Here is a 15,395-nt window from a genome sequence, read left to right as displayed (position 1 = left end):
TGATAACGGAACCGTGAGCGCTCCCGCAAGCGAAAACCTCACGGGAATGTGAAGTCTTGTGCGATCAGGCGTCCGCCGGCGCGTTCTGCAGCGCCTCTTCCATCTCGGCGAAGCTGGGCTGGGCCACCGACGGAATGTCGCCGCGGCCGATCTCGACCGAGATCTGGGCGGCGTTGCCGTGCAGGTGGGCCACCAGCACCGACCGGATGATCTTGTAGTAGGCGGCTTCCTCGTCGACGATTTCCTTCAGGCGGGCGGCCAGCGGGCCGACCAGGCCATAGGCCAGGAACACGCCGAGGAAGGTGCCGACCAGGGCGCCGCCGATCATGCCGCCCAGCACTTCCGGCGGCTCAGTGATGGCGGACATGGTCTTGATCACCCCCAGCACCGCCGCGACGATGCCCAGCGCCGGCAGGGCGTCGGCCATGTTCTGCAGGGCGTGGGCCGGCCCGAGCGCCTCGTGGTGATGCTTCTCCAGCTGCTTCTCCATGGCGTCCTCGATCTGGTGCGGATCCTCGAGGTTCATGGTCATCATCCGCAGGGTGTCGCAGATGAAGTCGGTGGCGAAGTGGTCCTTCAGCACCTTGGGGTACTTCTGGAAGATGGTGCTCTCGCCGGGCTTCTCGATGTGGCTTTCCAGCGCGATGACGCCCTTGGACTTCATCGTCTTGGTCAGCTGGAACAGCAGCGACAGCAGGTCCTTGTAATCCTGCTTCTTCCACTTCGGCCCGGCGAACACCTTGCCGAGGCCGCCGGCGGTGCCCTTCAGCGTCGCGGCGGAATTGGACATGACCAGCGCGGCCACCGCCGCGCCGCCGATCATCATCATCTCGTACGGCAGCGACTTGAGGATGACGTACATCTTGCCGCCGGCGATGGTGTAGCCGCCGAACACCATGGCGAAGAGCAGCACGATGCCGATGATCTGGAACATGAAACGTCCGGGCCCCGAGGCAGAGAGCCCGGACCATGACGGTTAATGCTTAAGGGGCGGTTGCGACCCCGGCGTCACTCCGCCGGGGTCGGGGCCTCGCCGTGCTGCCGGTGGGTCAGCCGGTACAGCCGCCGCTCCAGCCGCACCTTGAGCCCGTCGATCAGGCTGAAGGCGGCGGGCACGAACACCAGCGACAGGGCCGTCGAGGTGATCAGGCCGCCGATCACGGCGATGGCCATGGGGCTGCGGAACTCCGTGCCCTCGCCGAAAGCCACGGCGATCGGCAGCATGCCCAGCCCCATGGCCATGGTGGTCATGATGATCGGCCGGGCCCGCTTGTGGGCGGCGTCGATGATGGCCTCGCGCCGCGCCATGCCCCGCTGCATGGCGATGATGGCGTAGTCGACCAGCAGGATGGAGTTCTTCGCAGCGATGCCGGTCAGCATGATGATGCCGATCAGGGCCGGCATCGACAGGGCCTTGCCGGTCACCAGCAGCAGGAAGAAGGCCCCGCCGAACGACACGGGCAGCGCCGCCAGGATGGTGATCGGGTGGAAGAAGCTGCGGAACAGCAACACCAGCACGACGTACATCAGCAGGATGCCGGTGATGATGGCGAACATGAAGCCCGAGCCGGTCTCCTGCAGGTTTTCCAGCTCGCCCGACACCGCCTGACGGACGCCGGCGGGCAGGTTCTCCATCGACGGCAGGGCGTTCACCCGCTCGGACGCCTGGCCCAGGGTGATGCCGTTCAGCTCGGCGGTCAGGCGGGCCACCCGCTGGCGATCCAGACGATCGATCTGGTTCGGACCCGCCCCGAAGCTGATGTCGGCGACGGAGCTGAGCGGCACCGCCTGGCCCGAGGCCGTCGGCACCTGCAGGTTCTCCAGCAGGGCCAGATCCGAGCGGGCGGATTCCTGCAGCATGACCCGGATCGGGATCTGCCGGTCGCCGAGGTTGAACTTGGGCAGCAGCTGGTCGGCGTCGCCGAGGGTGGCGACGCGGGCGACGCTGCTGATGTCCGCCGCCGATACCCCCTGCAGGGCGCCGATGTCGGCCTTGGGGGTGATCAGGATCTCCGGCCGCACCAGGGCGGCCGAGGAGATGACGTTGGTGAGGCCCGGCACGCCGCGCATCTCGCGCTCGACCGCCGCGGCCGCCGCCTGCAGCTGTTCCGGGTCGTCGCCCACCAGGGCGATGGAGACGATGCCGCCGCCGCCGCCTTCCTGGCCGAATTGCACCCGGGCGCCGGGGATCTCGCGCAACTGCGCGCCCATCTCCTGCTCGAAGGCCTGCTGGCGGATCGACCGCTCGCTCTTCTTGACCAGGTTCACGGTGATGGAGGCTCGACGCACCTCGCCGGCGCTGGAGCCGCCGCCGGGACCGAAGCTGGTGGTGGCCGAACCGATCGAGGCATAGACCGACCGCACCTCGGGCCTCGCCGTCAGCTCGTCGCTGACCCGCCGCACCACGGCGTCCGTCTCCTGCAGCGTCGACCCGGGCGGCAGCTGGATGGTGATGTTGGAGCGCGACAGGTCCTCGGGCGGGATGAACTCGAACGGCAGCATCGCCGCCAGGCCGAGCGAGCCGGCGAAGAACAGGGCGCCGCCGCCCATCACCCACATGCGATGATCCCGCACCCGGCCCATCACACGGGCGCCGAGGCTGCGGCGCGGCTTCGGCGCGTTGGGGTCGCGCCCTGAGTCCCCCAGCGCCCAGTCGAGCAGGCGCAGATAGCCGGACATCCAGCGCGGGTCGGCGTGCTCCTCGCCCTGATTGGCCTTGAGCATATAGGCCCCCATCAGCGGGGTCAGGGTCCGCGCCACCACCAGCGAGAAGAAGACGCTGACGCAGGCGGCGATGGCGAAGCTCTTGAAGAACTGGCCGACCACGCCGGGCATGAAGCCGGTCGGGGCGAACACGGCGATCAGGGTCGCTGTGGTGGCGATCACCGCCAGGCCGATCTCGTCCGCCGCCTCGATCGCCGCCGGATAGGGCGCCTTTCCGTCGCGTATGTGCCGGACGATGTTCTCGATCTCGACGATGGCGTCGTCCACGAGAATGCCGATGGTCAGCGACAGGGCCAGCAGCGTCACGACGTTCAGCGACTGGTCCGTCAGGTCCATGATCAGGAAGGTCGGGATCAGGCTGAGCGGCATGGCCACGGCGGCGATGAAGGTCGCCCGCCAGTCGCGCAGGAACACGAACACCACCAGCACCGCGAGGCCGGCGCCGAGCACCAGCGCCTCGACCGAGGCGTGGAAGTTGTTGATCACGTCCTGGGTGGTGTTGGTCACCTCCTCGATGCTGAGCGTGTCCAGCTCGGCGTCGAGGCGTTCGATCTCGGCCTTGGTGGTCTCGTAGACCGCCAGTTCCGACGAGCCCTTGGAGCGGCTGATGGAGAAACCCACCACCTCCTGGCCGTTGAAGCGGGCGCGGCCGCGAGGCTCGGCCCATTCGTCCGTGACCTCGCCGAGGTCGCCGAGACGCACGGAGCGGCCGCCGACCGGGATCAGGGTCTCGCGCAGGGCCTCGACCGAGGGCGCCGAGCCGAGGGTGCGGATGGCCTGCTCCTCGCCGCCGATCTCGCCGCGGCCGCCGGGGAGGTTGATGTTCTGGGCCCGCAGCTGGTTCGACACCGCCGCCGCCGTGACGCCCTGGGCCGCCAGCCGCGCCGGATCCAGCTTGATGCGGATCTCCCGGGCCACGCCGCCATCGCGGCTGACCTGGCTGACGCCCTCGACCGAGAGCAGGCGCTTGGCCACCGTATTGTCGACGAACCAGCTGAGCTCTTCCGGATTCATGCCGGGTGCGCGCACCACATAGGTGGCGATCGGGAACTGGGTGAACTCGATGCGCTGGATCACCGGCTCCTGCACATCGGCCGGCAGGTTCTGGCGGATGCCGGCGATGGCGTTGCGGACGTCGTTGGTGGCCTTCTCCAGGTCGACGCCCAGCTCGAAGGTGATCGAGGTGGTGGAGACCGAGTCATTGACCACCGAGGTGATCTCGTCGACGTCGCCGAGACCGGCCACAGCGTCCTCGACGAGACGGGTGACCTGGGTCTCCAGCTCGGTCGGGGCGGCCCCCGACTGCACCACCGTGACCGCCACCACCGGCAGGTCGACGTTGGGGAAGTTGTTGATGGCCAGCCGCTGGTAGCTGATCAGCCCGGCGAGGGTCAGGACCACGAACAGCAGGACGATCGGAATCGGGTTCCGGATCGACCAGGAGGAGATGTTGTTGAAGTTCATGGCTCTGACCGGTCAGGCTCAGTTCGTGGCCGGGGGCGCGGCCGGCGCGGCGGGGCCGGTCGCCACCGCAGGCGCCACCCGGACGCGGTCGCCCTCGCCGAGGAAGCCGGCGCCCTGGACCACCACCCGCTGACCGGCGGCGAGGCCGTCGCCGATGGCCACCAGATCGCCCTGGCGCACGCCCGGGTTGACCCGGGTGAAGGTCACAGTGTCGCCGCGGCCGATGACATAGGCCCCCGGCTGGCCCTCGCGATAGACGATGGCCGAGGACGGGATGGCCAGCACCGGCTGGGTCCCCACGTCGATCTCGGCGCGGGCGAACATGCCCGGGCGCAGGCCGGAGCCCGAGGGAATGGCGATGCGGGCGACCCCGAGCCGGGTCTGCGGATCCACCTGCGGCGTGACGATGCGGACCGTACCGGTGGTCGACCCGGCCTGGTCGGAGGTCAGGCTTGCCCCCTGCCCCGGCCGCACCAGCGCCAGCTCGGCCTCGGGCACCTGGGCGTCCAGCTCCAGACGGCCGTCGCGGACCAGCCGGAACAGCTGGGTCCCGGCCTCGACGATCTGGCCGCGGGTGACGTTGCGGGCCGACACCAGCCCGGCCACAGGCGCGCGCACGCGCGTCTGGTCCAGCCGGGTGCGCGTGGCCGACAGCTGGGCCCGTGCCTGCTCCAGCGTGGCGCGCGCCGAGCGCTCCTCGGAGATGGCCTGGTCGAGAGAGGCCTGGGACAGGAACCCGCGCTCGCGCAGCTCACCGGCCCGGCCGAGCTCGGCTGTCTCGCGCGCCAGATTGGCCTCGGCCTGGGCCACGGAGGCCTCCTGGGCGCGCAGATCCGCCTGCAACAGGGCGTCGTTCAGCTGCACCAGCACCTGGCCCTGACGGACATACTGGCCTTCATCGACCAGCACCTGGGTGGCCACCAGCCCGCCGACCTCGGCGCCGACCGGCACATCCTCCCAGGGCGAAATGGTGCCGGAAGCGGTCACGGTGCGCGACAGGCTGACCTGGCTCACGGTGGCGGCGGTCACGGTCTGCCCGGCGGCCGCCTGGGCCGTCTCGCCCCCGCTCCCCTCGCCGCAGCCGGCCAGCACCAGCGTGGATACGGCGATCAGGCCCAGGGCCCGGCTCCAGTCGGTCACGCGGAATTCCCCATGGAAGAGGTTCGGGAGGAGGCTCTGCATATAAACTGAACCGTCGAGGCTACAAACCGCGCCTTCGCCGCATTACGCGCTTGTAATGCCCGAACCCGCCGCCCGGTCGCATTGGCGCGCCCGGCCAGCCGTGGTAGCGGGCGCCGCATGACGACTCCCCCGATTTCGCGGATCCGCAATTTCTCCGTGGTCGCCCACATCGACCACGGCAAGTCGACCCTGTCGGACCGGCTGATCCAGTTCACCGGCGGCCTGACCGCGCGCGAGATGCGCGAGCAGGTGCTCGACAACATGGAGATCGAACAGGAGCGCGGCATCACCATCAAGGCGCAGACCGTGCGCCTGAACTACACGGCGAAGGACGGCGAGACCTACGTCCTGAACCTGATGGACACGCCGGGCCACGTCGACTTCGCCTATGAGGTCAGCCGGTCGCTGGCCGCCTGCGAGGGCTCGCTTCTGGTCGTGGACGCGTCGCAGGGGGTCGAGGCCCAGACCCTGGCCAACGTCTACCAGGCCATCGACAACAACCACGAGATCGTCCCGGTCCTGAACAAGATAGACCTGCCCGCCGCCGAGCCGGAGCGGGTCAAGGCCCAGATCGAGGAAGTCATCGGCCTCGACGCCTCCGACGCCATCGAATGCAGCGCCAAGTCCGGCCTCGGCATCGAGGACGTGCTGGAGGCCATCGTCACCCGCCTGCCGCCGCCGAAGGGCGACGCCAGCGCGCCGCTGAAGGCCATGCTGGTCGACGCCTGGTACGACCCCTACCTCGGCGTCGTGCTGCTGGTGCGCGTGTTCGACGGCACGCTGAAGGCCGGTCAGCGCGTCAAGTTCATGCAGAACGGCACCACCCACCTGGTCGACCGGGTCGGCGTCTTCCTGCCCAAGAACACCCCGGTCGAGAGCCTCGGGCCCGGCGAGGTCGGCTTCATCACCGCCCAGATCAAGGAAGTGGCCCACGCCGCCGTCGGCGACACCATCACCGACGAGAAGAAGCCGACCGCCGAGCCGCTCAAGGGCTTCAAGGACGTCCAGTCGGTGGTGTTCTGCGGCCTGTTCCCGACCGACGCCGCCGACTTCGAGGACCTGCGCGCCGCCATCGCCCGGCTGCGCCTCAACGACGCCAGCTTCAACTACGAGATGGAGTCCTCGGCGGCGCTGGGCTTCGGCTTCCGCTGCGGCTTCCTCGGCCTGCTGCACCTGGAGATCATCCAGGAGCGCCTGAGCCGCGAGTTCAACCTCGACCTGATCGCGACCGCCCCGTCGGTGGTCTACAAGATGAAGCTGCGCGACGGCTCGGAGATCGAGCTGCACAACCCGGCCGACATGCCGGACGTGATGCAGATCCTCGAGATCGCCGAGCCCTGGATCAAGGCCACCATCTTCACCCCGGACGAATACCTCGGCGGCGTCATCAAGCTGTGCCAGGACCGTCGTGGCGAGCAGAAGGAGCTGTCCTACGTCGGGACCCGCGCCATGGTCGTCTACGACCTGCCGCTGAACGAGGTGGTGTTCGACTTCTATGACCGGCTGAAGTCCATCTCCAAGGGCTACGCCAGCTTCGACTACGAGCTCAGCGACTACCGCCCCGGCGACCTGGTGAAGATGTCGATCCTGGTCAACGCCGAGCCGGTCGACGCCCTGTCGATGCTGGTGCACCGTTCACGCGCCGAGGCGCGCGGCCGCAGCATGGTCGAGAAGATGAAGGAGCTGATCCCGCCGCACCTGTTCCAGATCCCGATCCAGGCGGCGATCGGCGGCAAGATCATCGCCCGCGAGACCGTCCGCGCCCTGCGCAAGGACGTCACCGCCAAGTGCTACGGCGGCGACGCCACCCGCAAGAAGAAGCTTCTGGAGAAGCAGAAGGAAGGCAAGAAGCGGATGCGCCAGTTCGGCAAGGTCGAGATTCCGCAGGAAGCCTTCATCGCCGCCCTCAAGATGGACGGGGACTGATCTGCAGGGGGCGAAACACGCCGAACCTTGCCGGAAAGTCATGTCCCGCAATTAACTGGTCGAGACGTCGGCGCGGCTCCTAGAACATCTACGGGATCAGAGGGATCCCGTAGATGTCCGGGTCCGCCATGAGCGACGCATCCCCGTGCCTTCGGCTTGAAAAGGTCTCGCGCCGTTACGGCCGCAAGCCGGTGCTGGAGGCCGTGAGCCACACCTTTCCCCGGGGCCTGACCCTGCTGACGGGGCCCAGCGGCGCGGGCAAGTCGACCCTGCTGCGCCTCTGCGCCACCGCCGAGAAGCCCGGCAGCGGCGCCCTGTTCTGGGAGGGCAAGGCCCTGCCGGGCGCGCGGCGCCGGCTGCGGCGCGGACTGGGCTACGCTCCGCAGGCCGTTGACCTGCCGGAAGACCTGACGGCCCGCGAGTTCGGGCTGCACATGGCGGCCCTGAAGGGCCTGAACACCCGGGACGCCGACGCCCAGTTCCGCCTGCTGCTGGAGGCCCTGGGCCTGGGCGCCGACGCCAACGGCAGGATCTCGACCTTTTCGGGCGGCATGCGGCGGCGGCTGGTGTTCGCCCAGGCCCTGCTGGGATCCCCCCGACTGCTGGCGCTGGACGAACCCACGGCTGAACTGGACGCGGAATCGCGCGAGCAGGTCGGCGCCCTGATAAGCCGCGCCGCGCAGACCGCCGTGGTCATCATGACCTCCCATCTGACCGACTCCATCAGCGGCGGCATGGCCGTGCTCCGGGTCGAGGGGGGCGCGCTGACGCCCGTCGCAGGACACGCTGCATGAGCCTGGCCGTCGTCCGATCGTCCATGGCCACCTCGCTGACCCGCTACGGGCGCAGCGCGGGCCTGTGGATCCTGCTGCTGGTGGCGCCCGTCGGGGCGCGCTTCATGATCGCGGCGCGGGGGGCGGACTCGACCCTGATCGCCGTGGACAACCGCATTCCCTGGCTGACCTCGCCCGTACTTGGCGTCACGCTCGGGGTGGTCATCGCCACCCTGCTGCTGCCCGTGGCCTTCATCTATCTCCGCGCCAATGTCACCCGTCGCCAGCCGTGGCAGGTCGAGGAGGTCAGCCCCGCCGGCCGCGCCTCGATCGCCTACGGCCGCTGGCTGGCGGACGTCGCCGTCCTCGCCGCCGTGCTCGCGGCGACGACGGCGGCGGGTTGTCTCCTGGCCCTGCTGTTGCTGCCCCTGAACGAGGTTGACCCCGCCAGCATCATCCTGACCCTGTGGGTCATCGCCGCCCCGCCTCTGGCCATGGTCGCCGCGCTGCGCGTGATGTTCGACGCCCGCCCCTGGACCCGCGGCCCGCTGGGCGAGGTCCTGTTCTTCGTCTTCTGGCTGGGCTCGCTGGTGTTCGTCATGGTCGGCGGACAAACCGGGGGATACGCCGCCAACATGACGGACCTGCCCGGCTTCATGTCCCCGATCACCTACGGCCAGGGCGGCACGGACGCCTTCGTCATCGGCGGAGCGAGAATTCCCCCGGACGGCGCGCCGATCCACCTTGACGTCATGAGCGGCGTCATGGCCGACGGCTATCTGGCGGCCCGCCTGAGCTGGCTGGCCGTGGCCGCCCTGATCCCCCTGCTGGCGGGCCTGATCTACACGCCCCATGTGGCCGGCAAGACCCGCAAGACGGCGGGCTGGCTGAAGATTCTGGAGCCGGCTCAGGCGCGTCCCGCCGATCCGCGCGCCCGGCCCGCCCGCTTCGGCATGCTGCCGGGCGTGGCGCTGGTGATGGCCGAGGCGCGGCTGATGGCCGGGAACCGGAAAGGCCTGCTGGCCATGGCCGTAGCGGCCGCCGTCAGCCTTTTCGCGCCCTGGTCGATAGCCGGGCCGACGGCGATGCTGGTGCTGGTGTTTGCGGCCACGGCTCATGCGGGCCGCAGCGAGCAGAAGGGTCTGCTGGCGCTGACCCGGACCGCCGCCCTCGCCCCGACCGCGCGCCGGATCGCTTTTGTGCTGGCGGGCATGGTTCTCGCACTGGTGATGACGGCGCCGGCGGCCGCGCCGGGACTGGCGACGGGCGACACGCGCATCCTCCTGGAAGCGGGCGCCGTGGGCGCCGCCTCTGCCGCCGCCGCGATCACCCTCGGCGCCCTGACCCGCTCCGCCACCGCGCCCCGGCTCGTCCTGCTGATCGTTTGGTACTTCTATCTGAATGCGGGCGGAGGGCTGATCGGGTGAAGGGAGCCGCGGCGCAGCCTGAGCCCGCGGCGGCGTGACCGGAAGGAAGGCAAGACGCGGATGCGCCAGGTCGGCAGGGTCGAGATTCCGCAGGACGCCTTCATCGCCGCCCTCAAGAGGGACGGGGACTGAGGGCCCCTCCGTCTCGCCGGCTTCGCCGTCCATCCACCTCCCCATTGCATGGGGAGGAGAGTCGTTTTCTTCCCCACGCAGTGGGGAGGGGGACCGCCGAAGGCGGTGGAGGGGTCCGGTCGAGAAGCGACCGGGGGGCGGTGGAGGGGCCCGGCCGCCAGGCGAGCGGGTGGCGAGACGGAGGGGCGACCGGACCCGCTCCCCGGAACGTGACCACAAGTCGCCCCCGAAGCGGTTGGGCCAACGCATTCGTTTCGTTACAGTAACGTGACGGACGCGGGCGAAAGACCGGCGCCGTGACCGGGAAACGCAACGCGAGGCCAGGGGCAGGACGTGCAGGTCACTACCGAACCGGACCCGCCACGCCGGCGGGTCACTGTCAGGATCCCGGCCGGGGCGCGCTGGGCGACCTTCGAGGCGACCGTGACGGCGTTCCTGGAGGCGCACCCGGAGACGGCCGACTGGAACTGGGTGCTGCACGAGGACGCCCCGTTCTCCGACCTCGACATCCCGGGCCTCGGCCGCATCGCCGCCCTCTACCGCCGGCTGGGCTCCACCCCCGCCCCGCGCACCTTCACCGTGGTGGTGACGACCGATCCGTTCTTCCCGGACTGGGGCCGCGTCATCGACATGCACTTCGACAACCGCCGCCACCTGGCCGCCCCCACCGCCGCGGCGGCCCACGCCCTGCTGGACCGGCTGGACGCCGAACAGGCGGCCCAGCCCGACTCGGCGCGCCAGCGGGGATGAAAGACGCCTCTCCTCCCCATGCAATGGGGAGGGGGATCGACGGCGAAGCCGGCGAGACGGAGGGGCCTGCCGCGATACCCGCCGTGGTTGACCGATCTCGCCGTTTGCGGCAGCGTTCAGGGAAGCACAGGAGGCGTCGGCCATGCGCATCACCGCCGTACTCATCGTCGCCGTCGGCCTCGGGCTGACCTTCGCGGTCGGGGAAGGCCTGTCGCGTCTGCTCTCGCTTTCGACCGGCGCGCTCGTCGCCGCCGGGACAGTTCCGACCGTCTCGGCGCTGGACAGGCCCCCGATCCGTCGCGCCATGGGGCGCGAGGGGCCGCCCCTGCGCTTCCTGGCCTGGTTCGGCGTCATCCTGGTCGCGACGTTGGCGACGGTGATCGTGACGGCGCCGTTCGCGCTGACCGGCGGCGGCTTCACCGCGGTGGCCGCCCTGATGACCCTCCTGACCGTCCTGCTGGTCGAGGCCGCCCGGCAGCGCACGCCGGCCCCGCAAGAGGCGCCGCGTCCGTGAACGCTGGCGCACCGTCGGCACGGCGGACGGGGGGGCCCGAAGCGCCGCGGATGCTCCACACGGGGGCCTCGTGACCGCCGCCCTCGCCTTCAGCGCCTTGCTCCTGACCGCAAGCTCGCCGGCGGGCGGCCCCCAGGCGGCGTCCGGTCCGTTCCCGCCGCAGGATCCGGACGTCACCGAGGTGGATGAGGTGGTCATCGCCGCCCTGCCGAACGGCGCCGCCTCACTGTCATTTGTGCGAACGGTGGCGGCCCCCGGCCCCGGGCGTGAAATGGCGCTCTGGGGCCAGCCCGTCTGCGTCGGTGTCGGCGGGCTGCAGCCGGAACCCGCGCGGATGCTGGCGGACCACATCTCGGGATGGGCGTCGCGCCTTGAGCTTCGCGTCGGCGAACCCGGGTGCCGGCCCAATATCCTTATCGTGGCGAGCGACGATGGCGACGCCACCGCCCGCGAACTGGTCCGGCGTCGCCCGCGCGACTTCCGCATCGGCGTCCGCGGCGCCGACGCGGGCGCGGCGGCGCTACGGAGCTTCGAGACCTCCGGCGCGCCCGTGCGCTGGTGGCACGTGAGCCTGCCGGTCGACAGCAACACCGGGACGCCCTTGAACCGCTTGCCTGGACAGGCCCCGCCCACATGGGACGGCCAGAACCTGACAACGCCGAACAGCTTCACCGGCAATGTCCGCACGACGCCCCCGTCGCTCATCTCGGCCCAGGAGCGGGACGACCTGCTGCAGGTGGTCATCGTTCTGGACGTCAAGGCGCTGGACGCCGCCAGCTTCGCGCAGGTGGCGGACTACATGGTCCTGCCGGCGCTCGCCCGGATCGAGGCGGGCGCAACCCCGGAATACCCGTCAGTCCTGAACCTGTTCGAGGCCGGGGACGAAGCGGCCGACGGTCTGACGCGCTGGGATCGGGCCTTTCTTCGCGGTCTTTACCGCGCCGACCAGTCGCGGGCCGGGGGACGGGCCAATCTCGCCGCCGTCGCCGACGCCATGCGCCGGGCGCTGGAGGCCGACGCCGCGCCGGACGAGTCGCCCTGAGCCTCATAGGCGAACGCCGGCGCCGCCAGATTCAACCCTTTGAACATAAAGGCAAATAGTGGTGGCTGGGGGCGGGCTCGAACCGCCGACCTGTGGGTTATGAATCCACCGCTCTAACCAGCTGAGCTACCCAGCCCCGGCCGGGTCGGTCGAGGACCCCGGCGTCGAGAGACGGGGCCTATAGCCTCGCCGGGGCGCGTCGGCAAGTCGCGCGACGGCCGCGGGCGCGCTAGGCTAGATCAACGCCATCTGATTTGTCCGGGAGACCCCTGATGCGCCACGTCTGGCTCGCCGCCGCCGCCCTCGCCGCCGTCGCCACCGCCTGCTCGGCCCAGGAGGCCACAGGGCCGGCCGCGCCGGGGACCCCGGTCGAGACCCGGCCCGCCAACGCCCCGACCCAGGCCCCGGCCTTCGCCGGCCAGACCCGCGCCCCGGCGGTGGTCACGCCGGTGGCGCTGGCGCACACGGTGGTGGCGCGCGGGCTTGAGCATCCGTGGGGCCTGGCCCAGCTGCCCGACGGGCGCTGGCTGGTCACCGAGCGGCCCGGGCGGCTGCGGGTGATCGGGACCGACGGGACCGTCGGCGCCCCGGTGGCCGGCCTGCCCGAGGTGTTCGCCCAGCGCCAGGGCGGCCTGCTGGACGTCATCATCAGCCCGACCTTCGCGCAGGACCGGCTGATCTACTGGAGCTATTCCGAGCCGCGCGGCGAGAGCGGCAACGGCACCGCCGTGGCCCGCGCCCAGCTGTCTGCGGACGGGGCCCGCGTCGACAACGTGCAGGTCATCTTCCGCGCCATCCCGCCCTACGGCAACGGCATGCACTATGGCTCGGCCCTGACCTTCGACGCCCAGGGCCGGCTCTATGTGACGCTGGGCGAGCGCTCGGACCGCGCCACCCGGCCCCAGGCCCAGGCGCTGGACAGCCACTACGGCAAGACGGTGCGCATCAACGCCGACGGCAGCGTGCCCGCCGACAACCCCTTTGTCGGCCGCGCCGGGGCCCTGCCGGAGATCTTCAGCCTCGGCCACCGCAACGCCCAGGGCATCGCCCTGCGCCCCGCGACCGGCCAGGTCTGGTCGATCGAGCACGGCGCCCGCGGCGGCGACGAGCTGAACCTCGAGGTCGCCGGGGCCAACTACGGCTGGCCGGACGTGACCTACGGCATCGAGTACAACGGCCAGACCATTTCGGAAGGGATCACCGCCCGCGACGGCGTGGTGCAGCCCGACTACTACTGGGACCCGTCGATCGCCCCGGGCGGCATGACCTTCTATGACGCCGCCCTCGTGCCGGCCTGGCGCGGCGACCTGTTCGTCACGGCGCTGAACGGCAAGCACCTGGCGCGGCTGGTGATGAACGGCGACCGGGTGGTCGGCGAGGAGCGCCTGCTGACGGATCTGAACCAGCGCCTGCGCGACGTGGCGGTCGGCGCCGACGGCGCCCTCTACGTCATCACCGACGAGGACGACGGCCAGCTGGTCCGCCTCGCCCCGGCGGGCTGAGGCGGCGGCGGGGGGGCGCGCCGTCGCCCCTCCACCGCCCCCGGTCGCTTCGCGACCGGACCCCTCCACCGCCTTCGGCGGTCCCCCTCCCCATCTGCGATGGGGAGGAAATGCGGTTCCCCTCCCCACTCCGTGGGGAGGAAAGGCGTTCTCCTCCCCATGCAATGGGGAGGTGGATCGACGGCAAAGCCGTCGAGACGGAGGGGCCTCGCGCTCCTCCCCTACCGCGCGCGGAACAGGCGGGAGGCGAGCCAGCCGGCGCCGGCCGCGAGCAGCACGCTGAACAGGCCGTAGAGCCACGGGCGGCGCATGGCGAAGGTGTAGACATCGCGCTCCAGCCCCACCTTCTCCACCGTCAGGGTCAGGTTGGTGACCGACACCGGGGCCCCGTCCTGGAACAGCCAGACCTGGGCGTTGTACTGGCCGGTCGGGGCCGTGGCCGGCAGGGTCAGGTCGGCGCGGAACAGGCCCCGGTCGACGAAGCGCACCCCGTCCGGGTCGCTGGCGTAGAGGCCGCCCTCGGTCTTCAGCCGGATCACGGCGCGGCGCCAGTCGAGATAGTCGTCGCCCAGCCGGCTGACGACCACGTCGCGGACCCCGTAGCGGGTCACCACCCGGCTCTCCTCCGGCGCGTCGATGCGCAGGTGATCCAGCCCGATGGCCAGCCGCCGCAGCTGGCCGAAGTCGGCGATCTCGGCCAGCGGCCGGGTCGAGGCGGTGGCGTAGTAGCTGGGCGCGCCCTCGAACAGCACCGGCCGGCTGTTGAGCCACAGGCCGGCGACCTGGTGCTTGCGCACGAGGCGCAGCGAGGCGTCGGGGCCGCGCACCACGACGATCACATCCGCCGGCGTGTCGGTCGGATTGAACACCGCCCCGAACAGGGTCACCGAGGCCCCGGTGAAGCCGGCGTCGACATGGATGCGGGCGTCGGTCAGGCCGGCGGCCACGGCCGGTTCGCTCAGGGTGGCGACGCTCTCGGCCGGCGGCGGGGGAATGACGACCGGGGGGATCATCGCGCCACCCCAGGCGCGAAGGCGAACATGTCATCCGGCCGGACGAACAGCTCCAGACCCATCTGCAGGCCGACGATGAGCACGATCAGCCCGAGGGCGGCGCGCAGCTCCTCGGCGCGGAAGCGGCTGGACAGGCGGGCGCCGTACTGGGCCCCGACCACCCCGCCGACCAGCAGCAGGGTGGCCAGCACCACATCGACCGTCTGGTTGCGCCCGGCCTGCAGCACGGTGGTGATGGCGGTGGTGATGATGATCTGGAACAGGCTGGTGCCGACCACCACCTGGGCCCGCATCCGCAGGATGTAGAGCATGGCCGGCACGAGGATGAAGCCGCCGCCGACGCCCATGATGGCCGACAGCACTCCGGCGAACACGCCGAGGCCGAGCGGCGGCAGGGCGCTGATGTACAGGCCCGAGCGCGGGAAGCGCATGCGCCAGGGCAGGCCGTAGAGCCACAGCGGGCGCCGGCGCGCCGGGCGCGGCGTCGTCCGGCCGCGTCGCCGGTTGAGGATCTCGGTCAGGCTCTCCTTCAGCATCAGGATGCCGATGGCCCCGAGGAAGACGAGGTAGGAGACCGCCACCACCAGATCGGCCTGGCCGAGCAGGCGCAGATAGCGGAACAGCTCGACCCCGCCGAGCGCCCCGAGCGCGCCGCCTAGGGCCATGATCCCCCCCATGCGGAAGTCGACGCCCTGGCGCAGGGTGTAGGTGATGACGCCGGAGGTGGAGGAGGCGACCACGTGGCTGGCCTGGCTGGCCACCGCCACCGACGGCGGAATGCCGAGAAACACCAGCACCGGGGCCATGAGGAAACCGCCGCCGATGCCGAACAGGCCGGACACGAACCCGACCACCGCCCCCAGCAGGACCAGCAGGGGCGCGTTCACCGAAACCTCGGCGATCGGCAGGTAGATATCCAAAGGACGCGCCTTCGGCTGGAGGAACT

At 70.7% G+C, this 15,395-nt stretch carries 12 protein-coding genes, 1 tRNA gene and 1 pseudogene; 8 read left to right on the top strand and 6 right to left on the bottom strand.

Annotation, left to right across the window (positions count from 1 at the left end):
- Positions 1-64 precede the first annotated feature (64 nt).
- From motA to VGN74_RS09750, 3 genes are all read right to left on the bottom strand, one after another.
- Positions 65-934 (bottom strand): flagellar motor stator protein MotA, encoded by an 870-nt coding sequence (gene motA / locus VGN74_RS09760; RefSeq protein WP_327447579.1) that lies wholly within the window; start codon positions 932-934, stop codon positions 65-67.
- Positions 935-1,008: 74 nt separating this feature from the next.
- Positions 1,009-4,188 (bottom strand): efflux RND transporter permease subunit, encoded by a 3,180-nt coding sequence (locus tag VGN74_RS09755; protein WP_327447577.1) that lies wholly within the window; start codon positions 4,186-4,188, stop codon positions 1,009-1,011.
- An 18-nt stretch (positions 4,189-4,206) separates the two neighbouring features.
- The gene (locus VGN74_RS09750; RefSeq protein ID WP_327447575.1) at positions 4,207-5,370 is read right to left on the bottom strand and encodes an efflux RND transporter periplasmic adaptor subunit; all 1,164 of its coding nucleotides are present in this window, start codon (positions 5,368-5,370) and stop codon (positions 4,207-4,209) included.
- Positions 5,371-5,487: 117 nt separating this feature from the next.
- On the opposite strand from VGN74_RS09750, the gene lepA reads away from it, so the two are divergent.
- The 7 genes and pseudogenes from lepA (at position 5,488) to VGN74_RS09720 (ending at position 11,934) form a co-directional block, all read left to right on the top strand.
- Entirely contained in the window at positions 5,488-7,296 is a 1,809-nt protein-coding gene (gene lepA, locus VGN74_RS09745; protein WP_327447573.1) for a translation elongation factor 4, read from the top strand.
- A gap of 128 nt (positions 7,297-7,424) precedes the next feature.
- A complete protein-coding gene (locus VGN74_RS09740) occupies positions 7,425-8,090 on the top strand; it encodes an ATP-binding cassette domain-containing protein (RefSeq protein ID WP_327447570.1) in 666 nt (221 codons plus the stop codon).
- The gene (locus VGN74_RS09735; RefSeq protein WP_327447568.1) at positions 8,087-9,496 is read left to right on the top strand and encodes a hypothetical protein; all 1,410 of its coding nucleotides are present in this window, start codon (positions 8,087-8,089) and stop codon (positions 9,494-9,496) included. Before VGN74_RS09740 ends, VGN74_RS09735 begins: the two co-directional genes overlap by 4 nt.
- A 39-nt stretch (positions 9,497-9,535) precedes the next feature.
- Positions 9,536-9,628 (top strand): annotated as a pseudogene (locus VGN74_RS14595) (hypothetical protein); the annotation flags it as partial.
- 333 nt (positions 9,629-9,961) lie between these two features.
- Positions 9,962-10,378, top strand: coding sequence for a hypothetical protein (locus VGN74_RS09730; RefSeq protein WP_327447566.1), 417 nt, complete (start codon positions 9,962-9,964; stop codon positions 10,376-10,378).
- Positions 10,379-10,520: 142 nt separating this feature from the next.
- Positions 10,521-10,892 carry a hypothetical protein gene (locus VGN74_RS09725; protein ID WP_327447563.1) on the top strand — a complete coding sequence of 124 codons (372 nt, stop codon included), beginning with the start codon at positions 10,521-10,523 and terminating at the stop codon, positions 10,890-10,892.
- 70 nt (positions 10,893-10,962) lie between these two features.
- Positions 10,963-11,934 carry a hypothetical protein gene (locus tag VGN74_RS09720; protein WP_327447561.1) on the top strand — a complete coding sequence of 324 codons (972 nt, stop codon included), beginning with the start codon at positions 10,963-10,965 and terminating at the stop codon, positions 11,932-11,934.
- 59 nt (positions 11,935-11,993) lie between these two features.
- On the opposite strand, the gene VGN74_RS09715 is transcribed toward VGN74_RS09720, so the two are convergent.
- Positions 11,994-12,070: transfer RNA gene (locus tag VGN74_RS09715), tRNA-Met, on the bottom strand.
- Positions 12,071-12,206: 136 nt separating this feature from the next.
- Here VGN74_RS09715 and VGN74_RS09710 point away from each other — a divergent pair.
- Positions 12,207-13,436 carry a PQQ-dependent sugar dehydrogenase gene (locus VGN74_RS09710; RefSeq protein ID WP_327447559.1) on the top strand — a complete coding sequence of 410 codons (1,230 nt, stop codon included), beginning with the start codon at positions 12,207-12,209 and terminating at the stop codon, positions 13,434-13,436.
- Between the two features lie 221 nt (positions 13,437-13,657).
- Here the strand turns inward: VGN74_RS09710 and VGN74_RS09705 are convergent, their stop codons facing one another.
- The gene (locus VGN74_RS09705) at positions 13,658-14,449 is read right to left on the bottom strand and encodes a TIGR02186 family protein (protein WP_327447557.1); all 792 of its coding nucleotides are present in this window, start codon (positions 14,447-14,449) and stop codon (positions 13,658-13,660) included.
- Positions 14,446-15,369: a sulfite exporter TauE/SafE family protein gene (locus VGN74_RS09700; protein WP_327447555.1), complete on the bottom strand. Its 924-nt coding sequence runs from the start codon at positions 15,367-15,369 to the stop codon at positions 14,446-14,448. Before VGN74_RS09700 ends, VGN74_RS09705 begins: the two co-directional genes overlap by 4 nt.
- Between the last annotated feature and the right edge of the window lie 26 nt (positions 15,370-15,395).

This window comes from Brevundimonas sp., assembly GCF_035998205.1.
Lineage (GTDB): Bacteria > Pseudomonadota > Alphaproteobacteria > Caulobacterales > Caulobacteraceae > Brevundimonas.
This window is presented reverse-complemented; position numbering and strand designations above follow the sequence as displayed.